Annotated in this window: 29 protein-coding genes; 2 read left to right on the forward strand and 27 right to left on the reverse strand. The window is 71.9% G+C overall.

Annotated features, from left to right (window positions below):
- Positions 1–32 precede the first annotated feature (32 nt).
- The 6 genes from ACGF1Z_RS27170 to ACGF1Z_RS27195 all read right to left on the reverse strand — a co-directional run bounded on the left by ACGF1Z_RS27170 (position 33) and on the right by ACGF1Z_RS27195 (position 6378).
- Positions 33–1193: an NUDIX domain-containing protein gene (locus ACGF1Z_RS27170; RefSeq protein ID WP_393008334.1), complete on the reverse strand. Its 1161-nt coding sequence runs from the start codon at positions 1191–1193 to the stop codon at positions 33–35.
- Positions 1194–1225: 32 nt separating this feature from the next.
- The gene (locus ACGF1Z_RS27175; protein WP_393008336.1) at positions 1226–1819 is read right to left on the reverse strand and encodes a class I SAM-dependent methyltransferase; all 594 of its coding nucleotides are present in this window, start codon (positions 1817–1819) and stop codon (positions 1226–1228) included.
- On the reverse strand, positions 1819–3114 hold the full coding sequence (locus ACGF1Z_RS27180) for an MFS transporter (RefSeq protein WP_393008338.1): 1296 nt from the start codon (positions 3112–3114) through the stop codon (positions 1819–1821). Before ACGF1Z_RS27180 ends, ACGF1Z_RS27175 begins: the two co-directional genes overlap by 1 nt.
- Positions 3111–3587, reverse strand: a complete 477-nt coding sequence (locus tag ACGF1Z_RS27185) for an NUDIX domain-containing protein (protein ID WP_393008340.1) — start codon at positions 3585–3587, stop codon at positions 3111–3113. Before ACGF1Z_RS27185 ends, ACGF1Z_RS27180 begins: the two co-directional genes overlap by 4 nt.
- On the reverse strand, positions 3584–4468 hold the full coding sequence (locus ACGF1Z_RS27190) for a phosphotransferase enzyme family protein (RefSeq protein ID WP_393008342.1): 885 nt from the start codon (positions 4466–4468) through the stop codon (positions 3584–3586). Before ACGF1Z_RS27190 ends, ACGF1Z_RS27185 begins: the two co-directional genes overlap by 4 nt.
- 140 nt (positions 4469–4608) lie before the next feature.
- A complete protein-coding gene (locus ACGF1Z_RS27195) occupies positions 4609–6378 on the reverse strand; it encodes an ATP-binding cassette domain-containing protein (protein WP_393008488.1) in 1770 nt (589 codons plus the stop codon).
- A 413-nt stretch (positions 6379–6791) separates the two neighbouring features.
- On the opposite strand from ACGF1Z_RS27195, the gene ACGF1Z_RS27200 reads away from it, so the two are divergent.
- A complete protein-coding gene (locus ACGF1Z_RS27200; RefSeq protein ID WP_393008344.1) occupies positions 6792–7343 on the forward strand; it encodes an NUDIX hydrolase in 552 nt (183 codons plus the stop codon).
- A 157-nt stretch (positions 7344–7500) separates the two neighbouring features.
- On the opposite strand, the gene ACGF1Z_RS27205 is transcribed toward ACGF1Z_RS27200, so the two are convergent.
- The 13 genes from ACGF1Z_RS27205 to ACGF1Z_RS27265 all read right to left on the reverse strand — a co-directional run bounded on the left by ACGF1Z_RS27205 (position 7501) and on the right by ACGF1Z_RS27265 (position 17523).
- Positions 7501–8133, reverse strand: a complete 633-nt coding sequence (locus ACGF1Z_RS27205; protein ID WP_393008346.1) for a disulfide bond formation protein DsbA — start codon at positions 8131–8133, stop codon at positions 7501–7503.
- 56 nt (positions 8134–8189) lie between these two features.
- Positions 8190–8852 carry a PolC-type DNA polymerase III gene (locus ACGF1Z_RS27210; protein WP_393008348.1) on the reverse strand — a complete coding sequence of 221 codons (663 nt, stop codon included), beginning with the start codon at positions 8850–8852 and terminating at the stop codon, positions 8190–8192.
- Positions 8853–8940: 88 nt separating this feature from the next.
- On the reverse strand, positions 8941–9909 hold the full coding sequence (locus tag ACGF1Z_RS27215; RefSeq protein ID WP_393008350.1) for a phosphoribosylaminoimidazolesuccinocarboxamide synthase: 969 nt from the start codon (positions 9907–9909) through the stop codon (positions 8941–8943).
- Positions 9910–9937: 28 nt separating this feature from the next.
- Complete coding sequence (locus tag ACGF1Z_RS27220; RefSeq protein ID WP_393008352.1) at positions 9938–10639, reverse strand: HAD family hydrolase; 702 nt, start codon at positions 10637–10639, stop codon at positions 9938–9940.
- On the reverse strand, positions 10636–11400 hold the full coding sequence (locus ACGF1Z_RS27225) for a thymidylate kinase (RefSeq protein WP_393008354.1): 765 nt from the start codon (positions 11398–11400) through the stop codon (positions 10636–10638). Before ACGF1Z_RS27225 ends, ACGF1Z_RS27220 begins: the two co-directional genes overlap by 4 nt.
- Positions 11401–11474: 74 nt before the next feature.
- On the reverse strand, positions 11475–12587 hold the full coding sequence (locus ACGF1Z_RS27230) for a DegT/DnrJ/EryC1/StrS family aminotransferase (RefSeq protein ID WP_393008356.1): 1113 nt from the start codon (positions 12585–12587) through the stop codon (positions 11475–11477).
- The gene (locus ACGF1Z_RS27235) at positions 12584–13618 is read right to left on the reverse strand and encodes a radical SAM protein (RefSeq protein ID WP_393008358.1); all 1035 of its coding nucleotides are present in this window, start codon (positions 13616–13618) and stop codon (positions 12584–12586) included. Before ACGF1Z_RS27235 ends, ACGF1Z_RS27230 begins: the two co-directional genes overlap by 4 nt.
- On the reverse strand, positions 13608–14333 hold the full coding sequence (locus ACGF1Z_RS27240) for a thymidylate kinase (RefSeq protein WP_393008360.1): 726 nt from the start codon (positions 14331–14333) through the stop codon (positions 13608–13610). The genes ACGF1Z_RS27235 and ACGF1Z_RS27240 overlap by 11 nt, the downstream gene beginning before the upstream one ends.
- Entirely contained in the window at positions 14330–15151 is an 822-nt protein-coding gene (locus tag ACGF1Z_RS27245; RefSeq protein ID WP_393008362.1) for a class I SAM-dependent methyltransferase, read from the reverse strand. Before ACGF1Z_RS27245 ends, ACGF1Z_RS27240 begins: the two co-directional genes overlap by 4 nt.
- Positions 15138–15671 carry a phosphoribosyltransferase gene (locus tag ACGF1Z_RS27250; protein WP_393008364.1) on the reverse strand — a complete coding sequence of 178 codons (534 nt, stop codon included), beginning with the start codon at positions 15669–15671 and terminating at the stop codon, positions 15138–15140. The genes ACGF1Z_RS27245 and ACGF1Z_RS27250 overlap by 14 nt, the downstream gene beginning before the upstream one ends.
- A 3-nt stretch (positions 15672–15674) precedes the next feature.
- Positions 15675–16328, reverse strand: coding sequence for a GTP cyclohydrolase I (gene folE / locus ACGF1Z_RS27255; RefSeq protein WP_393008366.1), 654 nt, complete (start codon positions 16326–16328; stop codon positions 15675–15677).
- A gap of 53 nt (positions 16329–16381) precedes the next feature.
- The gene (locus ACGF1Z_RS27260) at positions 16382–17116 is read right to left on the reverse strand and encodes a 7-carboxy-7-deazaguanine synthase QueE (protein ID WP_393008368.1); all 735 of its coding nucleotides are present in this window, start codon (positions 17114–17116) and stop codon (positions 16382–16384) included.
- A complete protein-coding gene (locus ACGF1Z_RS27265) occupies positions 17113–17523 on the reverse strand; it encodes a 6-pyruvoyl tetrahydropterin synthase family protein (protein ID WP_393008370.1) in 411 nt (136 codons plus the stop codon). Before ACGF1Z_RS27265 ends, ACGF1Z_RS27260 begins: the two co-directional genes overlap by 4 nt.
- A 336-nt stretch (positions 17524–17859) precedes the next feature.
- On the opposite strand from ACGF1Z_RS27265, the gene ACGF1Z_RS27270 reads away from it, so the two are divergent.
- Positions 17860–19269 (forward strand): Twin-arginine translocation pathway signal, encoded by a 1410-nt coding sequence (locus ACGF1Z_RS27270; protein ID WP_393008372.1) that lies wholly within the window; start codon positions 17860–17862, stop codon positions 19267–19269.
- 44 nt (positions 19270–19313) lie between these two features.
- Here ACGF1Z_RS27270 and ACGF1Z_RS27275 read toward each other — a convergent pair whose 3' ends face one another.
- The 8 genes from ACGF1Z_RS27275 to ACGF1Z_RS27310 all read right to left on the reverse strand — a co-directional run bounded on the left by ACGF1Z_RS27275 (position 19314) and on the right by ACGF1Z_RS27310 (position 25690).
- Entirely contained in the window at positions 19314–19550 is a 237-nt protein-coding gene (locus ACGF1Z_RS27275) for a hypothetical protein (protein ID WP_393008374.1), read from the reverse strand.
- Positions 19504–20565 (reverse strand): hypothetical protein, encoded by a 1062-nt coding sequence (locus ACGF1Z_RS27280; RefSeq protein ID WP_393008376.1) that lies wholly within the window; start codon positions 20563–20565, stop codon positions 19504–19506. The genes ACGF1Z_RS27275 and ACGF1Z_RS27280 overlap by 47 nt, the downstream gene beginning before the upstream one ends.
- Positions 20562–22403, reverse strand: coding sequence for a glycoside hydrolase family 15 protein (locus ACGF1Z_RS27285; RefSeq protein ID WP_393008490.1), 1842 nt, complete (start codon positions 22401–22403; stop codon positions 20562–20564). The genes ACGF1Z_RS27280 and ACGF1Z_RS27285 overlap by 4 nt, the downstream gene beginning before the upstream one ends.
- A gap of 41 nt (positions 22404–22444) precedes the next feature.
- Entirely contained in the window at positions 22445–22642 is a 198-nt protein-coding gene (locus ACGF1Z_RS27290; RefSeq protein WP_393008378.1) for a DUF5999 family protein, read from the reverse strand.
- A 51-nt stretch (positions 22643–22693) separates the two neighbouring features.
- A complete protein-coding gene (locus ACGF1Z_RS27295; protein WP_393008380.1) occupies positions 22694–23491 on the reverse strand; it encodes a hypothetical protein in 798 nt (265 codons plus the stop codon).
- Positions 23488–24060, reverse strand: a complete 573-nt coding sequence (locus ACGF1Z_RS27300; RefSeq protein WP_393008382.1) for a hypothetical protein — start codon at positions 24058–24060, stop codon at positions 23488–23490. The genes ACGF1Z_RS27295 and ACGF1Z_RS27300 overlap by 4 nt, the downstream gene beginning before the upstream one ends.
- Before the next feature lie 62 nt (positions 24061–24122).
- On the reverse strand, positions 24123–24836 hold the full coding sequence (locus tag ACGF1Z_RS27305; RefSeq protein WP_393008384.1) for a hypothetical protein: 714 nt from the start codon (positions 24834–24836) through the stop codon (positions 24123–24125).
- The gene (locus ACGF1Z_RS27310; protein ID WP_393008386.1) at positions 24833–25690 is read right to left on the reverse strand and encodes a hypothetical protein; all 858 of its coding nucleotides are present in this window, start codon (positions 25688–25690) and stop codon (positions 24833–24835) included. Before ACGF1Z_RS27310 ends, ACGF1Z_RS27305 begins: the two co-directional genes overlap by 4 nt.
- Between the last annotated feature and the right edge of the window lie 228 nt (positions 25691–25918).

Here is a 25918-nt window from a genome sequence, read left to right on the forward strand (position 1 = left end):
GGTGCTCCTTGCCTGAGGTGATGGCCGCCGGACTAAGCGAGGCGGGTGGCGTAGGGCTGGAAGTCGGCCGGCGGGTGGTCGAGGGGGAGTTCCTGCTTCCATGCCGTCAGGCACTGGCTGCTCGGCACGAAGAGGGGCTGGGGCAGCGCGTCGAGGGTCCAGAACCGCCACGAGCCGATCGTTCCCTCCAGCTCCCGTGGTGTGCCGGACCAGCGGGTGATCCGCGCGGGCACCGTGAGCCGGAGGACGCCGCCCACATGATCGAGAAGCGTGCCGAGCACCTCCACGTCGGCCGGCTTCGCGATCAACCCGGTTTCCTCGGCGAGCTCTCGGATAGCGGCCTCGACGAACGTCTCGCCGGGCTCCAGTGATCCGCCGGGCAATTCCCACGTGCCGAGCCGGTGGCGCCCCAGCAGGACACCGTCCGGGCCGTGAACGATGATGCCGACCCCCAGCGCCGCGTGGGGCGCGGGCGGCGCCGATGTCCGGGCCCGGCTGCGGATCCGTTCCGGGCGGTGAGCCGCATATAGCCGGTACGACAGCGGCTGGTCGGCCTGCGGGGAGTCGATCGTCGTGACCGTCTCCATGACGAGGCCGTGGTCGACGAGGAGGTCCTCCCACAGCTGCGGTTCGAGGACCCACATGGGCAGCTGGTGCTCGGTGTCCGTACCGGGGAGCCGCAGGATCTCGGGGCGGGCGGTGACGGAGTCGGAGGGGCCGTCGCCGCGCGAGTTGGTGTGCAGTGCGCTGAACACGAGCCGCCCGCCGGGTTTAAGGCCGTTGGCCAGGGCGGGCAGAAGGCGGTGCGGATCCAGGAAGGGGACGCCGCTGACGGAGTAGATCAGGTCGTAGGGGTCGGCTTTCCGCAGGTGGTCGACGGCGTCGGCGCACACCAGGCGCAGGCGCGGGGAGCCGGGGTAGCGGTCGAGGGCGCGCTGGTGCTGGGTAGGGGAGGCGTCGACAGCGGTGACGTCGGCGCCGAGGGCTGCAAGGCGTGCAGCGTGCCGGCCGACCCCGGCTCCCAGGTCCAGGACACGAAGGCCGGCCACGTCACCAAACACGTCGATGCCGGGGCCGGTCTCGGGGATGTCCCAGGCCCAGCCGTCCAGTTCCGGCAGGTCGAAGGTCCTGCCGAGCTGATGGCGGCCGTAGAGGGTCCAGATCTCGCCGATGTCCTTCTCGACGTTCAGCACGAGGTGCTTCCTTCCGTTCGTGGAGCGGGTGATCAGGGACGCAGGGCGTAGCAGCGCAGGACGTCCAGGTCGGCGGTGCGTACGACGGACCAGCCGGCCGCGAGCAGCTCGGCGTCCGTCGGCGGGATGCCGAGTCCGAGGAGGGCCGGGTCGGTGGTCGTGCGACGGCCGGCGATCTCGGTGACGACCCAGAAGGTGCCGCCAGGCGCGAGGAGACGCCGGACCCGGCCGAGGAAGCCAGCCTTGTCGTCCATCCACCGGTAGACCAGGCGGCAGGTGATGAGGGCGTAGGCCGGGTCCGGCAGGGTGGTGGGGTCGCCGGTCGTGAAGTCCAGGCACTGCCATGCCGGCGCCGGACCGGTGCCGCCTTGGTGGGCGGCGGCGACCGCGACCGCGCTGGGGGAGCAGTCGACGCCGGTCGTGCGGTAGCCGAGCTCGTGCTGCAGGTGGCGGGCGAGGGTGCCGTCGCCGCTGCCGATGTCGAGGGCGGGGCGGCCCTCGCCGGGGCCGAGGTGCTCTGCCATCAGCTGCTTCTCGTCCTGGCACAGCGGCCGGTAGCGTCGGCTGCCCTCGGCCCAGAGCGGCTCCCAGTAGGCCGGGCTCGCGGTGGATGCGGTGGCGGTCACTAGGTTCCCTCTCGGGCGGGCGGCACGGCCGCGGGGGCGGGCAGGATGGGCATGGTTCGCAGAGCGCGTACGGGTGAGGCCAGCAGCAGGAGGACCGGCACGACCTGGAGAAGAGCACCGACGGCGAGGACGGTCGGCACGTCCAGGACGAGTGCGAGTGCGCCGGCGGTCGCGGCGGCCAGGGGGCGGCTGCCGGCGGTCACGGTCGTGCTGACCGCCTGCATCCGGCCCTGGAAGGCCGGGTCGCACAGGATCTGGCGCAGGGTGCGCTGACTGACTCCCGCGGCCGTCGCCCAGAACAACTGGGCGACGAGCGTCGCGGCCAGGACGATCTGCCAGCCGCGGCCGGGCCCGGCCAGAAGGAGCGGTACCTGGGCGAGGGGGCTGACCGCGAACCCGATGGTGATCACCGGGCCGACGCCGAACCGGTCCGTGAGCCGTGAGGTGAGCAGTGCACCGGCCAGACTGCCCATGCCTCCGGCGCCCATGATCACCCCGAACGCGGTCGGGGAGACATCGAGCGCGGTGAGCAGGTAGTACGCCCAGAAGGTGTTCATCAGCGCGAGGCCGAAGGACAGCACGGCCAGGGCCGCGATCACCGTGCGGATCGTCGGCTGCGCGATCACATAGCGCACGCCGGCGGCGACCTCCCGCATGAGACCGTGCCGCTTCTCGGTCCCGACGGGGGGCGTGTTCGCCTCGGGCGGGCGGATGCGTATGACCAGCCAGGCAGAGACGAGGAAGGAGCCGGCGTCGACGAGGAGCGACCGCGCGGCGCCGACGGCGCCCACGAGCGCCGCACCGACGTTGCTGCCCGCGCTGTTGGCCGCCGAGGAAGCCGCACCCAGACGGGAGTTGGCTTCGTGCAGCAGGTGCGGGGCGACGATGGCCGGCAGGAGACTGATCGCCGCGGCGTCACGGACCACCTTCGCCGCGCCGACCGCGAGCGCCACCCCGTACAGCTGACCGATGGTGAGTACCCCGGCCAGAGCGGCGGCCGGGATCGTGGTGAGTGCCGCGGCGGCCACCAGGTCCGAGATGAGGAGCTGGAAGCGCTTGGCGTGTCGGTCCGACATGGCTCCGGCCCACAGCGCGAGCGTGCTGGGGAGCTGGCCGAGGAACGCGAGCGTTGCCACCTGTCCGGCGGTGGCGCGCAGTTCCAGGACCGCGAGCGCGGGCAGAGCCACGGCGCTCACCCCCGACCCGGCCAGGGTCACGGCCTCGCTTCCGAGCAGGTATCGGTAGGCCGGGATCGCCCAGGCGGTCGTCTTGCGGGTCCCGGCGGTGACCGTCATCGGGGTTCATCCCCGACGGCCAGCTCGGGGGCGATCACGTTGGCGTACCGGTGCCCGGCGGCGAAGAAGCGGAGGATCTCGCGGGTGAAAGGATGGCAGTCGTCGGGCGGGCTGGCGGGATCGACCCAGACAAGCTCGCTGTGGGTATCCGGCTCCCTGTTGTACGGCTCGCCCTCCCACTCCCTGGCCAGGAAGACGACGCCGGTGACCCGTTCCCCGTCTGCGGCGTGAAGGTGGACCAGCTGGCAGAACTCGAGACGGCCCGGGGTGATGAGGATGCCGGTCTCCTCGGCGAGCTCGCGTGCGGCGCCCTCGTCGAAGAACTCGGCGGCTTCGAGTCGTCCGCCGACGACGGTGAGCAGCCCGGGGGAGTGCCACGACCGCGGCTGGTGCCGGACGGTGAGAACCCGGCCGTCGGCTGGGTGGCGCAGCAGGACCATGACGTGCGTGATGCTGCGATGGACGTCGCTCACGGCCGGTCCTCCTTCATGAGCCGCTCCAGGGTCCGCCGGCCTCTGGCGGTGACCTCGGGATGGTCGTTGTCCGGGCCCCAGGCCAGGCAGTTGACCGCGTCCAGCGCGGTCAGGCAGCGCAGCGCGTGCCGTTCGGCGCCGGTGAGGTCGCGCCCGTACGCCTGGAGGAACGCTCTCTCGCGGTCCGGGTGGTCGAGCCACTCGGTGACGGCGAGGATGACGAGGTCCTGCACGCGGGCGGCCGGGCGGGTGCGCTCGAAGTCGACGAGCGCGAGCCCCGCCTCGGACCACAGCCAGTTTCTCGGCTGGTTGTCGCCGTGGATGTAGCCGAGCGGCACCGGTCCGACGCGGCGGAGCTGAGCCGCGTAGTTGCGGACCAGCTGCTGCTCGTCCGGGGTAAGCCGGTCCCCAGCGCGGCCCAGGTACTTCTCCGCGCCATCGGCCGCGGCCACCAGCGACGCCTCGGCTTCCGCGTGGTCGCGGGGGTCGAGCGCACCGGCGTCGTGGAGCCGGGCGCACAGCATGCCGGCCTGCGTGTGCACAGCCCGCCACTCGGCGGCGGTCAGTCCCAGCCCAGGTGCCGGGCCACCGGGCACCACGGTGAGCAGCAACGCCAAGTCGTCCGCGCGGCTGGCGAGGAGACGGGGCGCCCGGCTGTGCCCGAGCGCCGGAACGACTCCTCGATAAGCCCGGGTCTCACGGGCGAAGAATTTCCCCGAGGGCGCGACCTTCACGTACCAGCGGGCCCCGCTCTCGCCGGTGAGCTCCCACACTCGGGAGCGGTGCCAGTCGTGCGAGGCGTCGCGCACGGTCACGACTGGCCCGGTGAACTGCTCCGCCCAGCGCTGCACGGCGATGGGCAGGGATTTCGTCTGCCTCACGCCGTGCACCTCGCGCTCGCGTGCGACGCGTACGAGGAGCGCAAGTCACAGGTGGCGCTGGTGGCGGGGGACGGGGGCATGGGTCCTCCTTGATGTGGCCTGTCCGCCCGGCGGAGCGCGACAGGGGGGCGTGAGGTCGGTCAGCGGTCCTGGGAGAGTTCCAGGAGTTCGGCGAAGGTTCCGCCGCCGTGGGTGAGGTCGTCGTACCGGCCCTGTTCGGTGATCCGACCGTGCTCCATCACGATGATGTGGTCGGCGATCTTGGTGTTCTCCAGGCGGTGGGTGACCACGATGGTGATGCGGTCGGCTGCGATGGCCTTGATCTGTTCGAAGATCTGGTGTTCGCCTCGGGGGTCCATCTGGGAGGTGGGCTCGTCGAGGATGAGCAGTTCGGGCCGGCGGTACAGGGCCCGGGAGCACGCGATGCGTTGCCACTGACCGCCGGAGAGCTCCGTGCCGCCCCACAGGTCCCGGGCGAGGAGGGTGTCGAGACCGGCGGGGAGGTCTTCGACGGCGTCGCGCAGCCCGACCACGTCGATGGCCTCCCACACCGGGGCGTCGTCGTGGGTGCGGGGCTGGCCGAGGGTCACATTCTCGCGCAGGCGCAGCGGCCACTGCCCGAAGATCTGCGGCACCAGGCCGGTCAGGCGCCAGACCGAGGCCGGGTCGGCGTCGGCGAGGTCGGTGCCGTTCCACGAGACCGTGCCCTTGTCGGCCAGGTAGATGCCGGTCAGCAGCCGGGTCAGGGTGCTCTTCCCGGAACCGTTCGCCCCGACGATCGCGAGGATCTGGCCGCGCCGCAGGGTCAGCGAGACGCCGTCGACGGCGGGCTTGTCCTTGCCCGGGTACTGGTAGACCACCTCTTCCAGACGGATCTCGTCTACCGGAGCGGCCAGACGGCAAGGACCCCGCTGGGGCGCGCGGTCGGCGGCTTCGTCGAGGAAGCTCTGCATGTCGCCGAGGTACAGGCTGGTGTGGAAGACCGCGGCGCCGCCGGTGACGACCTGGGTCAAGGCGGCGAGCATGGTCTGCACCGCGATCACGGCCGTCGCGGCGACCGCGAGGTCGATCCGGCCGGAGACCGCCAGCCACGCCAGTGCACCCCACGTCGCCGCCAGACAGATGCCGCCGGCCAGCGCGGACAACAGAGCGATCCGCAGGGTTCGTGGCGCGGCGGCCAGGGTGCGCCGATCGCACCGGTCCGACAGGGCCCGGTACCAGTAGACGAGATAGTCGACCATGGAGTTCGCGCGGACCTCGTCGCTGTACTTGGACTCGGTGGCCCACCAGCGCATCATCCCGCGTACGTTGCGATCTGCGATGTTGCCGTAGTGGATCTCGTAGTCCACCCGCGCGCTCAGCACGGCCCCGACGCCGGCCGGCAGCACGGCGAGCAGCAGCAGCGGCAGCATCAGAGGGTTCAGCACGGACAGCACGCCACCGGCGGTGACCATGCGGATCACCGCCGACACGAACTGCTGCGCGTCGGCCACCATCACGTGGGTGCGCATCACCCCCATCTCGGCCGCCTCACGCCGGTCGGAGAAACCGTCTTCCGCGTACGCAGCCGCCTCCACCCGGCACACGGCCTCGACCAGCGCCGAATCCATCTCCGTCGTCAACCGCGGCGTGATCCGCCGCCCCGCGTACGAAGCCACCGCTCTCGCTGTCCGAGCCACGGCGGCGGCGACCGTCACCACGAGCAGCGCCGGCAGGGCACCTCGCAGGCGGTCTCCGGCGGACCCGGCTCCGAGCACGGGGTCCATGGCGCGGGCGGTGGCCGTCAGCAGCACGGCGGCCGAGACGCCAGTGACCAGCTGGCAGCCGAGAAGAAGCTGCACGGCCCCCCGGTCGATCCGCCAGGACAGCCGCGCGATCCGGCCCAGGACAGCGGGGATCTGCGCGCACATCCGCCGGAAGGACACCTCGGCGAGCGGGTTGATGGAGTACTGCCCGGTGTAGGTGATCTCTGCCGGCGGGGGAGGAGGCGGAGTGGTCTTGTGCTGATCGTTCACGGGAGTCGAGGTCAACGGCGGTTCCTCCTGGACGGTCGCGGGGGCCGGTCGGGTAGCTCAACGACCGCGCCGGGATATCGAACTGGTGTCTTTCGGTCTCAGTGGGATCCCCGAGATTCGGCGCGTGTCGGAGCATGGCGGATGCATCCACCCGGGCCTCCCAACAGGGCGGGCGAGCAAGGAGGTTGGCCGATTCGCCGATGGCGACACCCTTTAGCGCGAGACCGGGCGCGTTGTGGAACAACGGCCCCCGCCGGACTTGTAGAGTGCGAACCTCCCCGCACGAACACCCTCGCTGGAGCCGCTTCGTGGCCATCACTGATTCCGACATCTCGGACGCTCTCGGTGCTTACCTGGAGTGCCACCCGGACGAGGCCGAGCATTTGTCCAAGCCTCTGCAGCTCCTCGCGGAAGGCAGGAACTTCGCCTCCCGGCGCAGCTTCCCCATGCACGTGACCGTCGGCGCCCTGCTCGTCCGCGACGGCGCCGAGATCCTGCTCATCGAGCACCTCGCATATGGCCTCACCCTTCAGCCTGGCGGTCACCTTGAGCCGACCGACACCTCGCTGGTCGAGGCGGCGGTGCGCGAGCTGACGGAGGAGACCGGCATGGACCCCCGGCAGGTCTCCGTGGTCTCGCCGACGCCTGTCTACGTCGAGTACGGCAAGGTGCCGGCTCGGCCCGAGAAGGATGAGCCGGAGCACTACCACCTGGACATCGGATACGCCTTCACCACGGTCCGCGGTGATGTCGGACGCATTCAGGAGTCCGAGGTGACCGGCGCCGGCTGGTACCCGCTGGAGGTGGCCGAGCGTCTTGTGGGACACCGCATCAGGCGAGCGGTCACCGCACCGGCCTAGAGGGTCTGTCCCGGGGCACCGGTGGTCCCGGGCTCTTCTGCCCGGGGCGCACTGGTCAGCTCGCCAGCGGCCCTGCTCGCCTCGGTGCCGGACCACAGGTGTCAGCCTCCATGCTTGGGGACGGTCGGGGTGCGGTTCCTGCCCGGGGTGGATTCGTTCACTCGAAGGAGGGCTTGCTGTCCCGGCTTCGCTTGAGTTCGTAGAAGCTGTCCGTCGCTGCGACTCGGAGCAGGCCGTCCCAGAGCTGGCCGGCGGCCTCGCCGCGGGGGGCCTGTCGGAGCACCGGGCCGAACAGGGTTGTGCCGGCGACCCGGAGAACGGGGGTCCCGACATCGAGGCCCACCTCGTCGAACGCCTCGTTGTGCGAGTCCTTGATGAGGCGGTCGAACGCCGTGCTCGTTGCGGCGGAGGCAAGCGAGGCGGGCAGGTGCGTTTCGGCGAGCGCCTCCGTGATCACGGCGGGATCCTCGCGGCGCCGCTGGTTGTGCAGGCGGGTGCCGATGGCGGTGTACAGCTGGCCGAGGATGTCCTGGCCTGCGTGCTCGGCGGCAGCCGCGCAGACGCGCACCGAGCCCCACGCCTTCTCCATCAGCGCGCGGTAGTCGTTGCTGAGCCCCTTCCCTTCACGCTGTTCGAGGTTGAGGTAGGCCAGCGACATGATCCGCCAGTCCGCGCGTACGGGTCGGACCGTCTCCACCTCCAGGAGCCATCGGGAGGTCACCCAGGCCCAGGGGCACAGCGGGTCGAACCAGAAGGGCACTTCGGTCAGTCCCTGCTCTTCCTTCGTCATCGAACTGAGCACGTCCTTTCTCGGGTCGGTCGTACGGCGGTTCGTGCGCCGGGCGGTCAGACGTCGAAGAGACCGGCCTGCACGGGGAGGTTGGCTTTGGCGGTGCGGCCGGCGGTCTTCACCAGGGCCGCGAGGTTGGCGAACCGGGGGTCCTCGTCTGCGGCGTCGATGAGGCGCAGGAAGACCTTCGCGGTGACGTCGACGTCGGCCGGGGCCCGGTGCCGGTCCTTGGGTTGCGAGATGCCGAAGTGGGCCAGCAGCGTGTCGAGTTTGTAGTTCGGAAGGTTCGGGATGAGGTGTTTGGCCAGCGGGATCGTGTCGAGGAAGTCCGTCCTGGCCAGCGTCGGGCTGTGCTCGGCCTGGTGGTGGAGGACGTTCGCCTCGGTGGCCGCGTGCTGGGCCACCAGCAGATACGGGGTGCCGGCCGTAAGTCGCTGGTCCAGCGCTCCCAGTGCTTCGGCCGGGGTGGGAGCCTGCTGGAGCTGTTCGGCGGTCAGCCCGGTCTGAGCGGTGTCCGCCGGGGTCACGGGGGCGAACTCGGGAGGCCGGATCAGGGACGTGTAGCGGCCGGTCTCCGCCCATGCGCCGTCCTCGAACCGCAGGGCGAGCGCGGCGACCTCGATGGGCTGGGCCGGGTAACCGGTGGGGGTCGTCGTCTCGAAGTCGATGACGACGAACGTCGTGGCCCGGAAGGCGGGGTCCTGGGTCAAGCTGCCCATGAGTTCTCCTTTCACGTACGTCACGTTCTGCCTCGGACCGCGGCTGGGCTGGGGGCACGCCTGGGGTTCCGGCCGCCGGGGCGCGCGGTCATCGGCCGACGAGGTCGGTGACGGCCTGGGTCGCGGTCTCCATATCCGGAGCGCTCCAGCGCCGCTCTCCGGTCCAGGTCTCGCTCAGGGACTGGTACAGGTCCGTCATCACCGCCACGTACTCGGGCGGCAGCGAGACGGGCTGCGGCCACCGGTCCCTGGGCACACCGGCGGCGATCAGCCTGCTGACCGGCACCTCGTTGCCCGTATTGACGTACCAGTCGCGCAGGATCTGCTTGCCGCAGTGGACACCGGCGAACATCAGGCGGCTCTCGTCCGGCGTGCCGGGGCTGTCGGCGAGGACCAGCTGCTTGTCGCTGGTCACCAGGTACTCGGCCTTGCCGTCGCAGTGGCTCAGCCCGAGCTTGGCGGCGTGGTCGGTCAGCACCGTGTTGACCTTGAACGTGATCTCCCGCAGGGCCGCGAACCGCTCGTCGTCCAGACCCGCGAGGCGCTGGGCCTCGCCGGAGGTGATGAAGCGGTTCACGTCGTCCCGGGTCGTCGCGTACTCGATGACCGGTCGCTCCAGCTTCGCGCCGACCGCGGGGACAGCGGCGAGACCGACGTCGGCCGGGGTGAGGTCGCCGGCGGCGAGGCGCCGGTGGACGGAGCTGCCTGGCGGGAGCTCGTTGCGGAAGAGCACCTGGAGGGGAAGCAGGTAGCTGCCGCGAGCGGGCGTGAGGGGCCGGCGGACCTGCTCCGGAAGGCGCGCGAGGGTGAACTCGATCCGGTTCGGTGCGATGAACCGGCGGAAGTGCGTCCGTACGCCGGCCTCCTCCAGCAGCGCGAAGTTGAAGGCCGCCATTCGGCAGGTCGCTTCGCCCTTGCCGGGGATCGGATCCGGCATCCGGCCGTAGTGGAAGACGGTGTAGTGGTCGGTGTACTCGAAGACGCCGACGCCTTCACGCGTCGCGGTCGGCTCCTCGATGACGTGCAGATTCTTGGTCGAGTGCAGGACGGGCATCATGCTCCCCGGGTCGGACGGCGTCGTGCCGTCATCGGATGGGCTCGGTGGATCGGGGCGATGCGACGGGCTGCACCGCCTGTTCACCGACGGGCGTCAGGTGGCCGCCGACCACCCTGATCACCTGCATGCCGGCGGCGCGGGCGGAGGCGATGCCGTCGGCGGCGTCGTCGACCGCGAGGCAGTGGTCCGGCGCGGTGCCCAGGCGGCGGGCGGCGGTGAGGAACAGCTCGGGATCCGGCTTGCCGTGGACGACGTCCTCACGCCGGACCACGGCCGCGAACGCCTCGTGCAGGCCCAGGGCGTCGAGCCCCGGGTCGACGAGCAGCCGGCTGGCGCCCGACGCTACGGCGCACGGCACCCTGGCACGCCGGGCCTGCCCCAGCAGCTCCACGACGCACGGGATGGGCGTGATCGTGTGCATCGAGGCCAGCAGATGCCCGCGGCTGCGCTGGACGATCTCGTCGTGGGGCAGCGACCGGCCGCCGGGCAGCGCCGCCAGGAGGTCGTGGATGGACAGGCCGACGTGCCGGCCGTACCAGCCGGAGTCCAGGTCGACACCGTACGGCCGCAGGGCCGCTCGCAGCGCGGCCTCGTGCCGGCCGACGGTGTCGGCGAGGACGCCGTCGAAGTCGAGGATCAGAGCCTCCACCCCCTCGGGGACCGACGGGGAACACTGGGTCCCTGCGGACCGGTCGGCCGGGCAGAGCGGCAGACGGGCGGCGGTGCTCATGCCGCCTCGGCCTTCGTGGGCTGCCCGCAGAACATGCAGCCCGCGCCCGGCCCCTGCCACGGCTCCACCAGACACGCGAGATCGCCGCTGGCGCTCTCGATCCACTGCCGGATCAGGCCGGCCGCCTCGTACTCGTCGACGTGGCGCCGGTCCACGACGCGGTAACGGGCCGGGTCGGTGGCGGCGAGACGCTCGAAGAGCACGCACGCCCCGCGCATGAACTCCGCCTGCTCGTCGGTGAAGACGCACCGGTCGCGCCGCTGCGCACGCTCCAGGGCCTTCGAGGCGTCGTCGGTGACGAGGATCGTGAGGTCGGGCAGCGGCCGGTAGGAGGAGGCGAGGCCCAGCAGGTCGACCGCCGTCTTCAGCGCGGCGTCCGGGTCGTCGGGGTGCAGCAGCAGCGCCTGGCACACGGCGGTGGTGTCCACGCTGCGGCCTTCGACGACGGTCTGCCCGCGGGCCAGGTCGGGCAGGACGGTGTCCAGGTCGTGCCGCTTGATGGCCATGAGGAGCAGCGCCTCGGCCATCGGGGTGCCGCCGCGCAGGAACGGGTCCCCGGCGCTGGCCTCGCGCAGGGACTGGAGGAGCGCTTCGCCCAGGCCCGGGCGCCCGTTCGCCCGCTGGGAGAACTCGTCCAGCATCAGCGGCTTCGTCTCGATGGCTTCGACGGCGCGGTTGGTGAGGTAGGTCTTGCCGACGCCGTTGAGGCCCTCAGCGGAGATCAGCGGGCCACGGCTGCACAGGGAGCGTTTGGTGGTCATGCGGTTTCCGTTCGCAGACGAGGACGGCGGGCCGCCGGCGGGAACGCCGCCGGCGGATCGGTTCGGGTCGCCGGTCATGCGCGCCATGCGGTGGCCTCCCGGGTGATGGCGGCGGCGTAGCGGTCGAGGACCGCTTCGTCGTCGCGCTCGGTGAGAACGAGGGCGAGGGTGCGGTCGAGGACCTCGGCGGCACCGCGGCACAGGGCTCGGTCGTTGGTGGCGAACATGGGCCGGGTGTCGCACGGCACGAGCCGGAAGGTGCCGGTGGAACTCGGCACTCCCTGCCGTGCGAGGTGCTCGGCGAAGGCCCGTGGTGCCGGCAGGCTGATGCGCAGGAGCGGGGCGTAGTGGTTCCATGCCTCGTCCTTCGCCGGCCGCAGCGGCGTGAGACCGCGGGCAGCGGCCAGCGCCTGGAGCAGGTAGCCGGTTTGGGCGCGGCGGCGCTCCAGCAGGTCGGGGAACCTGCGCAGGTTGGCCTGGGCGAGTGCCGCGAGCGGCTCGGCCAGGCGTGCGTTGACCGCGAGCCGTTCTTGAGGGCGGCCACCGGGAGGGGGCGTCAGCCAGTGGCCGCGGAAGGCCCGGACGTGGGCGGCGAGAGCCGAGCCGTCGGTCAGGACGTATCCGCCCTCGCCGCTCCAGAGGATCTTGCCGTCCTTCATGCTGAAACAGCCGGTATCGCCGACCGCGCCTGCCGGAACGCCGCCGCGTGACGACCCGGCGGCCTGGGCGGCGTCCTCGACCACGGCCAGCCCGTGCTCCGCGGCGAACGAGCGGAGGCTGGCAGGGTCGCCCATCCTGCCCCACAGGTGGACCGGGACGATCGCCTTCGTCCGGGCCGTCACCTTCGCGGTGGCGTCGTCGAAGTCCAGGTCGAGGGTGTCGGGGTCGCTGTCGACGAAGACCGGGGTCGCGCCGAGCTGGGCGAGCGGCGCGGTGGTCATGACGACGGTGAGGGCCGGCACCAGGACTTCGTCGCCCGGCCCGACTCCGACGGCGGACAGCGCGGCGTGCAGCGCCGTCGTGCCGGAGGACACCGCGACCGCGTGCCGGCTGGTGAACCTCTCGGTGAGGTCCTGCTCGAACCGGTCGGCGAACGACGCCCCGGCGGCGTCGGGCATGCCGGCCAGCGCGGCCAGCATGCCCTCGCCCAGTCCTTCCGCCGCAGGGACCGGTGGCAGGGCGGTCACGTTGCCTCCCGGGCGAGGAGACGCGGCATGCCGAGCACGAGCGGGCCCATGTTCACGCAGTCCCTGGAGAAGTGCGAGCAGTCCGTGCACGCCGGGCGGTCGGTGAACAGGGTCCTCGCGTCGTCGCCGACGATGCTGCGCTGTTCGGAGGCGGCGGTGGCGGCAATCCGGCGGTCGGAGGGGCAGTCCCACAGCGACCCGTCGGGCTGGATGAAGAACAACTGCGCCCCGCCGAAGCAGTCCTCGACCCGACCGCTGTCCTGGGTGGCGATCGAGGCGAGGAACTGCCGCGTGTAGGAGGGGCCGGGGAGGGTGAGCCCGCGCGGGTCCTCCTGGAGGCGACGCAGCTGGTCTTCGACGGCGGGGACATCCTCGGCGGTGTGGCAGCGCTCGGCGAAGAGCTTGTGGTCGGCCGGGAGGGAGATGGGCTGCGGCACGTAGTAGTCGACGCCGATGTCCGCAGCGAGCCGGGCGACGTCGGTGATCTCCTGAGGGCGGTCGCGCATGACCACGGTGTAGATGCCGACCCGGGGCCCCGGACCGGAGCCCCGCTCGTCGAGCAGGGTGCGGATGCCGGCCAGGACCTCGCGGTGTCCGACCCGCCCGGACCGTGAGGGCCGCAGCCGGTCGTTCGTGGCCGCATCCGCGCTGTCCAGAGACACCGAGACGCCGTCGACGCCGAGGTCGACGAGCCGTCGGGCGATGCCGGGCCGGGTCAGCGGCACGCCGTTGGTCGCCACGACGACGTCACACCCGGCGTCCTTGATCGTCTTGATCAGGCTGAGGGTGGGCAGCCAGTCCAGCGGCTCGCCGCCGGCGAGGACGACCCGTTCGACCGGCGAGTCGGCCAGCGTCCGGGCGAACGCCTCCAGCACGGTGCGGTCGAGGTCGCGGACGGGGATGTGGGACAACACGCCGGGTCCCTCGGGAAGGGCCTTCTTGTGCTCGTCCAGCTCCCCGAAGTAGCAGTGTGGGCAGGCGAAGGAGCACGGGGAGCGCAGCGCCCACAGCAGGGTGATGTCACGAGGCACGGTGTACCTCCCGGCGCTCCACGACCGCGAGGACGGCGGCCTCGACGGCCTTCCCGGTTTCCTCCGGGGCGTAGCCGGTCACGTCGATCACCGTGTACCGCTCCGGCTCGGCGGCGGCCAGCTCCCGGTAGAGGTGCTCGGTCTGCTCGATGATCTCCTGGGCGTCGGGCGGGACGGTGCGGCCGATCCGGGCGGCGAACCGAGCCACGCACGTCTCCCGGTCGCCGGTCAGCAGGAGCGTGGCGTCCGGCATCGGGCGCCAGCGCCGGGCGGTGGCCAGGATCTGGTCGGCCACCGCCCGGGCCGGCGTGGCCGGGTGCTCGGTGTGCAGGATCGCTCCCTGGCACACGGCCACGCTGTCCACGCCCCGGTCCTCGACGATCACGTCGACGCCGGCCAGCAGCTCGGGCGTGAGGCGCTCGACCTCCCGGAACTTCATCGCCAGCAGCGCCAGCGTCTCCACGACCGGGTGCCCGGTCCGCAGACAGACGTCCTCCGCCGCAGAGAGGGCCGTGATCACCCGGCCGGGCAGCGTGTCGGCGGCCTGGTCGGTCAGCTCGTCCAGCAGCAGGCATCGCGAACCCAGGGCGGAGGCCGTGGCCCGGGCGGCGGTGGTCTTCCCGACCCCGTTGATGCCCTCCACGCTCACCCACAGCGGCCGGCCCCGTTCCTCCCAGGCCGCCTGTCGGGGCCGCGGAACCGTACGGGCGGTCATGCCGGCCTCCGGCACACGAAGAGCAGCTCGGTCGCCCGGTCGGGCACCATCACGGAGGACACCGTGTCCAGCAGCGCCTTCGGCACGCGGGCGGCCAGGTCGCGGTACCAGTCGACCGCGCCGGTCCCGTACCGCTCGGCGAGCTCGGTGGCCACCTCGTCCGGCTCGGGCGGCAGCAGCCCCATCACGTCCTCCACGACCAAGCCGGCGTCCTCGACCGCGCTCACGACCTCCTCGCACGACCACTCGTAGACGTGGACGCGGTACTGCAGCGGACGCGGCGGAGGGCCGAACGCCTGCGGGGTCGACAGGTACAGCACCCCGCCCGGGGCGAGCGCGGCGCCGGTGGCGGCCAGGCTCTTCACCCCGAGCTCGTACGGGAGGTGCTCCAGCGCGGAGGTGTAGATCGCGACGTCGAACGGCGGCAGCTGCGGCCACGGCTCGGACACGTCGCACTCGACGAATTCGAGCGGGAACAGGACGCCGTACTCCTTCCGCAGCTCGACCAGCCGCGAGCGCGCCTCGGCGAGGTTGGCCGAGCTGATGTCGAGGCCGACGTAACGGCCGATCTTCGGCGCGTACCGGTGCAGCAGAGGGAGGGCCAGCCCGCGTCCGCAGCACACGTCGAGCACGTTCGCGCCCTCCGCACACCGCTCCGTGGCGATGAGGTGCTGCATCAGGTTCATCAGGCCGGACGGCTTGGCTTCACCGCGGGCGAGCGCGGCGTAGAAGTCGTCCATCTGGTTGGTGCTGTACGGGCCGATCATCGGTGTGCCGGGCCTCGTACGGTACTGCTCGTCCAGGTCAGCGCTGGTCATGCTGTTCCTCCCAAGGGAAGACGACCCAGGTGGTCGTCAGTCGGGCGATGTGGTCGATCCGGTCGTGTGGCTCGGACCCCGCGGGCCAGTTGGCCCGGTTCACGGCGAGGACCGCGGTACGCACCCGGGCGGGTCCGAGGTCGCGCACCATCTGGGCCGTGTGGGCCAGGGTGGTGCCGCTGCCGGCGATGTCGTCGACGAGCAGCACGTCCAGGCCGGCGAGGTTGCCGAGCGACGCGGGGTTGCGCACGGCCGGCAGGGGGGCCTTGGCGGCGTTGACGGCGTCGCTGGTGGTGCGGGTGACCTCGACCGTCCGGACGTCGTGGACGCCGAGCCGGTGGGCGATCCACACGGCGGGGATCAGGCCGCCGCGCACGATCCCCACCACGGCCTGCGGCACACCGGCGGCCAGGGCCTGCTGGGCGAGCGCCGTCGTCGCGAGCCCGATGTCGTCCCAGGCCAGGTACAGCGGGCCCGCCTGGTCAGCGTCCTCAGGCGCCGGCACGGGGGATGCGCTCATGCCTTACACCTCCTCTAGGTCCGCTCGCAGGTATCGGGCCGCGTTCAACTGGCTGGTCGCGAGGAGGAGAAACTGCTGGCTGAGGACCGGGTCCGTGGCGAAGCGCCCACCGGAGTGCAGGGTCGTGGTGCGGGCTTCCTCCATCCGCACCCCGCGCATGCTCATGCACAGGTGAACGCCCCGCACGGAGACCGCGATGTCCTCGCGGCCGATCACACCGGCGAGGTGCTCGGCGACCTCACGGGTGTAGCGCTCCTGGACCTGCAGCCTGCCGGCGAAGTGCTCGGCGACGCGGCCGAACTTGGACAACCCCACCACCTCGCCCTCCGCCAGGTAGCCGACTGCGACCTGCAGGTTCATGGGGATCATGTGGTGCTCACAGAGCGACCAGACGCTCATGCCGCCCACCACGACCAGCTGGCCGGCCAACTGCGGCTCGGTGAAGCGGGTGGCCGCCGGCGCGCCACCCCGGGAGAGGAAGTCGTTCCACCAGGCCGCGACACGCTTCGGCGTCTCGGCCAGACCGTCCCGCTGCGGGTCCTCGCCCAGCTCGACCAGCAGCTGGCTGATGAGGTCGGCGACCCTGTCGGTGTGGATGCCGGGCCGCGGCTGGCGGGGCACCGCCGACGTGGGCGGGGCGACGGTGGTACTCGTCATGTGGGATCTCGCTTTCGCAGGAGAAGAGGGGGTCGGATGGGCTGGGTGCCTGGTCAGCGGCCATTGGGATCGACGAAGGCCAGGACGTGGAGCCTGGTGGTGAGGTGCCAGTGCCTGGCTGCGACCGCGTCCGCGAGGACCCGGGTCGTCGATGTGATCGCCTCCGCGGTGGTGCCCTCCGGCATCACCCACACCGGGGCGAGCCCGTGCCGGTCAACCAGCTCGGCGATCCGGTCGACGTCGGTGACGGAGGAGGCGACGAACTTGAAGGCCGCCTGTCCGGATTCGGCGAGCGCACGCAGGACGGACGGCACGATGCTCTTGGCCTCGTCCATCCCGAAGCTCGCCAGCTTCGGCGACACGTTGAACCGGACGCCGGCGACCAGCAGGGCGGGGTCGGGCATGACCGTGCCGTTGGTCTCGAACTCGACCCGCCGGCCCTCCTCCAGCAGCCGCTGGACCAAGGGGGCCAGGTTCCGCTGCTGGATCAGCGGCTCGCCGCCCGTGATGACCACCAGCTCTACTGGCGACGACTTCACCCACGACACCAGATCCTGAACGGACTGCCTCGTCGAGACCTCCCGCGGGTCGAACCGACTCCAGTCCCACGTCTCCTTCGTGTCGCACGCCCTGCAGGTCAGGTTGCAGCGCGACAGGCGGATGAAGATCGCCGGGTGCCCACAACTCGGGCCCTCGCCCTGGAAGGTGGGCACTTCGACCCCGAAGCGCTCGGCGACGATCAGCTCCGGCCCCGATGCCTCGTGCACCTCCGTCGGTGGGGCAATCACGAGCTGGCCACCTCGAAGCGGGCCCAGCTTCGCCGGGTCTCGCGGACGCGGACCGCGACCAACTGCCTACCGATTTCCGGCGGCATGTTCGCGATGAACCAGGCCGCCAAGTGCTGCGCCAGCAGCTCGGACGTCGGCTCGAAGTCGAAGACCTCGTGCAGGTTGTGGTGGTCGAGCTCGCTGTCGAGGTACCGCTTGAACGGACTGAGGTCTCCGAAGTCCGTCACGAATCCCGGCCCCTGGAGGGAGGCCGCGGACAGGACGACCTCGACCTCGTAGGTGTGGCCGTGCTGCCGGGAGCACTTGTGCTCGGACGGGAGGCTGGCGAGGCGGTGGCCCGCCTCGAAGTCGAACGTCTTGCCGATGGTGAACCTGCCGGACGGCAGGGGAATGGGTGCGGTCTCCACGGGAGTCCCTTCTCGTGATGGAGGGGATGAGGGCTGTGGCTCTCTGACGCGGTGCTCGTGAAGTGCTTTCCTGGACGGATTCCAACGGTGCCGGTGGGCCCCGCGCGGCCGGCGGACGCGTCTCTCCGAGCGCGGCAAGCCCGGCCCACCTGCGGCGGTGGGCTGGTTCGGTGAGGTGGTGTCGCACAGGGCGGTTGGAGCGCTGGTTCCTACGATGCGACCTCTGCTGAGGGAGCGTCATTGACGGTGCGCCGTACGAACATTGACTGCTTCGGTCAATGCGTGTCCGTGCCCGAAGGGCCGAGGATGTGGCGGAGCGCGACGGAGGGACGGACGGTGGGGAAGGTAACGCGAGCGCGTCGGGCGGAGATCCAGCGTGAAGCGACCCGGCTGCGGGCTCAGTGCCAGCGTGACGGCGACAGCCAGGAGCGGACCGTCACTGTGCTCCGGGCGGCGCTGCCCGAGCTCACGGCGCTGGAAGCGTGGCGGCTGGCTCTGGGATGGTCCCGGGCACAGGCGATTCGGGAAGTCTCCCGGGTCTACCTGGAGGACGACCTGCTGCCGCCGGCCTTGTCGCAGGCGCTGTTGTGCCGGTACGAGCACGGGCAGGCGCAGCCCGGCGACGAGTACCGGATCATGATCTCCCGGGCGTACGGAGCGCGCCCAGACCAGCTTGGGCTCGCCACGAACCACCTGTGGTGCAGTACGTGCGCGGCCCCGCTGCCGGTCGACTACGGTCGGCGGCAGCGTGAGGAACAGGGCATCGACCGAAAGGCATACATGACGACCGCGAGCGGGCTGCCCGCCATTCGTGAATCCGTACAGTGGGCTGTGCTGGACGCGCCCGAGGGCTCGCCGTCGCTCGTCGCCCTTGCCGAGGCCGCGGTGGAGCACTACGCCCTCAACTACAGCAAGCACCCGCCGTCCACCCTGCACGACGAGGTCCGCGCGACCCGCAACCTGCTCTCCACCGTGGTGGGCAGCGCGGATAGGGACACCGCTCGCGACCTGCGCCGGCAGGTCGGCTGGCTCTCCGCGCTCCTGGGGAACCTTGCCTACCACCTGGACGACCGGGCCGGAGCCCGCGCGCACCTGACCCTGGCGGGGGCCATCGGCCAATCCACCGGCGAGGCTGCCCTCACCGCCTGGTCCAGCGGAGCCCTGGCCATGGTCGCCACCGCCCGCCGAGACTGGGACCACGCCCGCGGACACGCCGAACACGGTCTCCAGCACGCCCCCGCCGGACTGCGCCGCGCCCAGCTCCTGGGCTGGGCCCTGCTGCCGACGCTCGCCGCTCTGGGAGAGCGGTCCCGGGCGGACGAGGTCGTCAGCGAGAGCGACGAGATCATGCAGTCCGCCGTCGAGCTGCCCGGGCGTTTCGGCTACGACCGTGCCGAGCACCGTCTCCACGTCGCCGAGGCTCATCTGACTCTGGAGCGCTACGACCGGGCCGCCGAAGTCGCCCGAACGTCCATTGCGGCAGCCCCCGAGCACACTCCGGGATGGGTGGCGGCCACCCTCGTTCTCGCCCTTGCCGAAGCCCGCGATACCCCCGAACAGGCGGCCGGGCGTGCGCTGGACATCCTCGACCTCATCCCCCCTGCACGGCTCCGTGCCACTGCGCGCACCCGTCTCGCCCGTCTCGCTCGGCTCCTCGACCCAGCGGCGAGCGGCGCCGGCGCCGAGCTCGCGGAGCGACTGCGCGTGCTGCCCGCACCGATCCGCACCGACGGCACCGCCGCGTAGACGGCTGACAGACACGGCCCCCCACCTGCAGAGGGGACGACCCTTCACCGGACTCCCTCGTCCATGGCGGGCATCGGGGCGATCTGGTGAGCGGGGCTCGTCGCCTGGGGTTCGTAGCGGTAGGTGTGGGTGCTGCTGGCCGTGGCGTTGGCCGCGTCGTTCCGCGGCTGCTCTTCGGCGTGCGGCTCCAGGTCCGGCACGGACGCGGCGGCGAGTTCAGGGGCGCTGTCGACCTCATCGGCGACCAGGCTTCCGGCCAGGGCGAGACCGACGGCGTTCATGCCGAGGATCATGAGGCCGGGGACGGATTCGAGGAGATCGAAGGCGGACCACCCGCTTCTGGTAGCGGGGGCGGGTAAGCGTGCCTTGCGGGTCACGGCTGCTCCTTTCCGGAGGCGGGTTGAAGAGGCTGGGCAGGAGGCCCCAGAAGGCGGCCAGGGCGATGAGGTGCGGGTCGGTGCGGGCCCCGCACCGTTCACGCAGCTCGTCGACGTGGTCGAGGAACGGGTCGCTGGACCGGAGTTCGGCGGGGAGGACGTCGCCGGGGGCGAGGCCGGCCAGGACGCGCAGGACGGCGAGGTCGGCCGGGGAAAGCTCGGGGGCCAGCATCGAGACCGGAGGCGGAGCGATGTGACCGCCTGCGAGTAGGGCGACGGCCTTGCGGACGGCGGTGGGCGCGTTGAAGCGGCGTCCGATCCGGTTCAGTTGCTGGCGGACGGTCCCGACGGGCAGGTTCAGTTCCTCGGCCATCTGTGTGTCCGAGGCCCCGGTGAGCAGCAGTCGCCCGACCGTCAGCTGGGCCGGGGTGAGCGGGCGCGGTTTGGCCGGGGCGGTGACGCGGCCCGGTGCCCTGCTGGGGAGTTGTGGTTCCGTCCGATCGGGGGCGAGGGCGGCCGGGAGAAACGGGCCGTTCAGGACGCGGTGAAGGTCGGCGGGTGAGGTGACACCTCGGCCCGGGGGCACGGCCCAGTGAACGTCCCGGCCGCCGGTCGTCGTTAGTGGCGGGATGCCTATGGGCCCGCCCTCCGGCATGACCCGGACGCCGTAGGGCCACTCGTCCGGGAGGTGGGAGTCGGGCGGCAGCAGGAAGTGCCACGTCCGCGTGGTGCGGTTGGCGAGCACGGGCCCGGTGCGCGGCCCCAGTGCGGTCAGCGCCGGACGGGCGAGGTCGGCCGGGACGCGGACCGCGGTGAAGTCCTCGCCGCACCGCGCGCGAAGGGTCTCGCTGCTGCCCGACATCCAGGGCGGTGTGTCCCATCCGCCCACGAGCGAGCGGCCGTGCGTCCAGGCCGTCACGACTCCGCTCCCACCAGGTGGGGCGTGGTGAAGGCGGCGAGGCCCGCGAGTGCGGCGGTCGCGCCGAGGTGACCGACATGGGTGAACGCCTGCGGGAAGTTGCCGAGCTGGCGGCCGGCGCGCGGGTCGTACTCCTCGGCGAGCAGTCCGAGTCCGTTGCGGACGGCGAGGAGACTGTCGAGGACGATGCGGGCGTCGTCGGGCCGGCCGATCAGGGCGAGAGCCTCGGCCAGCCACCCGGTGCAGATGAGGAAGCGTCCCTCGTCGCCGGGGAATCCGTCGGCCCCGACATCGGCGCCGACGGTGCGGTAGCGCAGGACGAACCCGTCGTCGGTGCCCAGGTCACGCTGGACCGCCTCGATGGTGCCGATCACCCGCTTGTCGTCAGCGGGCAGGAAACCCACGAGCATGGCGTGCAGGAGCGAGGCATCCAGCTCCCGCGACCCGTACGACTGGGTGAAGGAGGCGAGGTCCTCGTCGAAGCCCTTCTCGCACACCTCGGCGTGGACGGTGTCGCGCAGCGCCCGCCACCGCTTAAGCGGCCCGTCGGCGTGGCCGGCCTCGATGGTGCGGACGGCCCGGTCGAAGGTGGCCCAGGCCATGATCTTGGAGTGGGTGAAGTGGCGCTGGGGCCCGCGCATCTCCCAGATGCCCGAGTCGGGCCGGTCCCAGATCTGCTCCAGCTCCTCGGCGAGCGCGACGATGACCGAACCGAGGCGCCGGGACCAGCTGGTCTCCACCTGGGCGAGTTCGTGGAGCTCGACGGCGAGTTCGCCGTAGATGTCGACCTGGAGCTGGTCCGCGGCGGCGTTGCCGATGCGGACCGGCGCGGACCGCTCGTATCCCGGGAGCCAGCCCAGCTCCTTCTCCGGCAGCTCCTTCTCGCCGCCGACCCCGTACATGATCTGCCGCCGGTCCTGGCCGTGGCTGGCCTGCACGGCCCAGCACGCCCAGGCCAGCGCCTCGCGCAGATAGCCGTACTTGCGCAGCACGCCGGCGGTGAGCGCGCCGTCTCTGAGCCAGGCGTAGCGGTAGTCGTAGTTCCGGACGCCGCCGATCTCCTCGGGCAGGGAGGTCGTCGGCGCGGCCACGATCGCGCCCGTGGGCGCGTAGATGAGGGCGCCCAGGGTGAGCAGGGAGCGCACGACCGCCTCTCGGTCGGGGCCGGCGTAGGTGCAGCGCTCCGCCCACGACTCCCAGAAGTCCAGGGTGAACTTCAGCAGGGAATCGTCGGCGGGCACGGGCGGCGGGCTGTCCACGCCCTCCCGCCAGGAGAGGCCGAAGGTGACCGTCTGGCCGGCGGTGACGGTGAACTCCGAGACGAGGTCGGCGCGGTCGACGTGCACGGGGACGGTGGCGTCGTGCCACAGCCGGCCGCCGTCGCCCTCCGGCAGGTCGATCGCGTGGCGCCCGCCGAACTCGACGATCCGGGGCACGGTCGCTCCGTAGTCGGGGCGGGCCCGCAGCAGCGACCGCAACGTCATCGTGCCCGAGAGCCCGGTCACGACCCGCACCAGACGCGGGGCGCCCCCGCTGGGCACCATGAAGTCGGAGACGACCACGCTGGCGGCGCCGTGGCTCCACGTGGTCTGCAGGATCAGCGAGTTGCCCGTGTACTGGCGGCTGGAGGCGGGGATCGCGGCGCCGTCCATGAGCACGGTGGGCGCGATCTGCCAGAAGCCGTGGTCCTCGGTTCCCAGGAGGCCGGCGAAGACGGCGGCGTCGTCGAACCGAGGCATGCACAGCCAGACGATGCTGCCGTCCCGGCGGACCAGGGCACTGCCCTTCTGATCGTCCAGCAGGCCGTGGTCCTCGATCCGCGGGCCGACGAGCGGCACGCGGTCGACCGTGTGCTGGTGGGGGATGGCGGGGAGGGCGCTCACGCGGCCACCGCCGTTGTCATGGGGCGGTGCGGGGCGATGATCTGTCCGTCGGGCAGCAGCTCGCCGGTGTCCTCGAACAGGAGCACGCCGTTGCACAGGAGGGTCCAGCCCTGCTCGGGGTGGCTCGCGGTCGGCTTGGCCGCCTCCCGGTCGGGGGAGTCGGCGGACGGGCAGGGGGTCGGGTGCTCGCACATGGGTGAAGTCCTTGCTGGAGGCGAACGGGGAGAGGGACGGGCCCGCTTCGGTCAGGCGCGCTGAGGGAGGCGGATGCCGGTCTGCTGGAGCGGTCGTGCCGACAGGGCGCCGGGCTCCGGGCAGACCGCCGACGGCGGTCTGCCCCAGCTGACGCGGAACGGGCGGCCCGGGTGCGCGGGCTTGGCGATCCACAGCGGGGCGAAGCCCGGGCGGCCGGAGAGGAACCGTGCGGCGGCGCTGGCCGCCTCCTGGTCGGGGACGTCGAGGTGCCGGGTGCGGTGGAGGCCACCGGCCGGGCCCGCGAGGCGGTAGCCGGTGAGCAGCGGCACGATCACCCAGGGCCCTGTTGCCGACTGCGGGGCTTCGTCGTGCATGCTGGCCAGGTCTGCGGCGAACGGTGTCGGGCCGAGGATCTGCCGCTGCCAAGCACGTCGGATCACCGAGGGGTGCGTCGTGGCATCCAGCTTGGCCCGGGTGGTCTTCAGCAGGTACTGGACGTGGTGGGGCTTCAGGTCCTGGCTTCGTGCGTACGCGTGGAGCGACCTGCCGGCGGCAAACGCGCGGACCAGACCGTACGCCTTCGCCTCCAGAAGCAGCGGCTGGAGCAGGCCGGGGACGGGCACGACCCCACGGGTGTAGCCGTGGTCGACAAGCTGCGGCCGAACCACCGTCTCCAGCTGGAAGTGGCGCGCGATCCGGGACAGCCGGTACTGCACGCGAGCCGCGGATTTCAGACCGAGCCGGTCTGCCACCTCCTGGTCCGTGTGCCCCTCGGCGATCAGCTCCAGGACCTGCCGCTCCAGGTGCGGCAGCGGCGACTCGGCGAGCGCGGGCACGCGGGCGTTCACGGCGCACCCGCCCTGCTCGCGCCTATCGCGATGGCCTGCCTCCGGCCGGCCGCAGTCCCCCGGCCACCAGCGGACGGGAACACGGTGCGCCCGCCGGCGCGGACCTCCAGCAGCCCGGTCGCGGCCAGGTCCACGAGCGCCAGGTCGACGTATGAGGCCGGGACCCGTAGCGCTTTCGCCAGCGTGCGCCAGCGGGTACGGGCGGGCGGGGCCACAGTTCCGCGCTCGACGCGCCGTTGGATCTCCTGGGCGACCGATCCGACCGAGAGGCAGGGCACGAGCGTCTCGCGCAGGGCTCGCAACATCTCGCGGCCCGCCTCGGCGAGGAGGCACGCCTGGGACCAGGTGCCCCGGATGCCGTGGGACGGCGGGGTAAGAGCCGCGATCCACGCTTCCCACCGGGCCCGGTCGGCCTTCGAGTCGCTCGCGGCGTGCCGGGACCGGGCCAGGCGGAGCCACGGCTGGGTCGAGGCGTGCACAAGGCGGTAGGCGTCCTCAACTGCTTCGGCCGATACGCGGGCCCGCCGGCCCTTCACCGACCGCAGCCGGTCGATGTCCTCCGTCAGCATCCGCGCGGTCTGTGCGGTGGAGGGGTCCGCCGGTTGGCGGCGGCGAACCAGAAGAGAGGTGATCACTTCACGTCCAGGGGAGAGGCAGGTAACAGGGGGAGGGACGGCCGCGCTGGACAGCGGACCGCGGGCGCGCTGCCGGACTGCACGTCGCACGGCACCGCGTAGGCGTCGAGCCCGGGGTCGCTCAGGTCCACGGGCGTGACGGCGCACAGGTAGCGGACCAGTGCGGTGGCGACCACGGAGGCGAGGTCCGGGTCGTCAAGGGCGAGCGTCCGCTCGGTCGGCTCCGCTCGGTCGGGCGGGTAGTAGACGCCCGCGACACCGACCAGCTCGGAGCGGCCGGCCCACACCGCCTCGTGGTTCCGGCGCAGCTCGGGGCACCTGGCCGTCGAGGCGCGAGCGTGGAACAGGCAGGTGGGCGGTTCGATCACGTTCTCGCCCGCCTCCCAGTCCCGCGCCGGGTCGTCCTCCGTGCCTTCGGGCACGGGCAGAAGCCACAGCACGCCCAGCGACGACCGGGTGGCCGGCCCCATGCCGATCTGGCACCGCAGCTCAGCCATGGCCTTGCGCTGCTGAACGGGGTTCACGTCCCCATACCGGGGAGCTCCGGTCGCCGTGCCCGAGACCCTCGGCCACAGCACCCCCATCTCCCGGTCCTCGGGGCCCTGGTGGTGAATGCCTTCGGGGGCGAGGCACACGGGAGGGATGCCGACGCTCTGGTCGCTCCACAGAGCGACCGCGGGGACCAGCTCCAGCTGGGGCCGGCCCTTCACGACGGCTCCGGCAGCGTCCGGACGAGCGCGGCTGTCAGGGCTTCGGCCTGCTCGGGTGACAGCGGCTCGACCGCCAGGATCTCCTCGTGACACGTACTGCACAGCTGACCGCGGGACGGGAACGCGCTGATCCGGATCTCCTTGCCGCCGAGCCGGTCCTGCAGGACCTGAGCGACACGGTCGGCCAGCCCGTACAACTCGGCCCCGTACGTGCTCAGCTCCTCTGAGCTCTCACCGAGCGTGCCGAGCACGGTACGGACGTCGTCCAGGGTGAGCAGCAGGTCCCACACCCTGCCCGCCCGCGCCTCCACCCGGTCGGCGTAGACACACCCGTGCGCGGCGAGCACCCGCGCCAGCCTTCGCGCGGCGAGGATCGGCTGCGGCATCCGGTCGAGGACCAGGCGAACCAGCCGATCGGCGTCCCCGACGTCGCGGAGCGTCGTGCGAATACCGGGGTAGGCGAGGTTGGCGGAGCACTGTTCGACCTCCGCGGTGATCCCGGCGTCGGCGAGAGCCTCACGGATGATGCCGACGGTGGCCAGGTCGCTCGACTCCGTCCCCGGCAGCCCCACGATCGGGCCCTGGTAGGAGAGCACCGACAACCCGGAGGGCAGTTCGAAGGAAACGACGTGGCGGCCCGGAGCATCGTCCAGGACGTCCTTCAGCCGGTCCTGGATGGCGTGGAGCTGAGCGGGCTCGGACTGCGGTGATGAGCGGTCAGAGGAGCTATCGGTCATGGTGGGCACCGTGGATCGGGTAGCGGGGCGGAAGCGGCGGGAGGCGTACGGGCCTGCGAGGGCCACGAGCGCGAAGAGCACCAGGACGACGAGACCAGCCGGGTCGAGGTAGGGCATGCAGGTCCCCTTCGCCGATGAGCTGTGCGGGGGCAGGAGACAGGGAGGGGCCGGCCGCCGCTGTTCGGGGTCGGGACGGACCACTCGGCGGCCGGGGCGACACACACTCCTGTCGGTGTGCCGCCACCCCTCATCCGTGATTCCGCATCACCGATTGAAGGGCCCGGTCTGGATGGCGGCGGAATCAGCGCCGGCGGACACTCGGTACGTGCTGGCAGCCGACCCCAC

This window comes from Streptomyces sp. NPDC048018 (assembly GCF_043202995.1).
Lineage (GTDB): Bacteria > Actinomycetota > Actinomycetes > Streptomycetales > Streptomycetaceae > Streptomyces.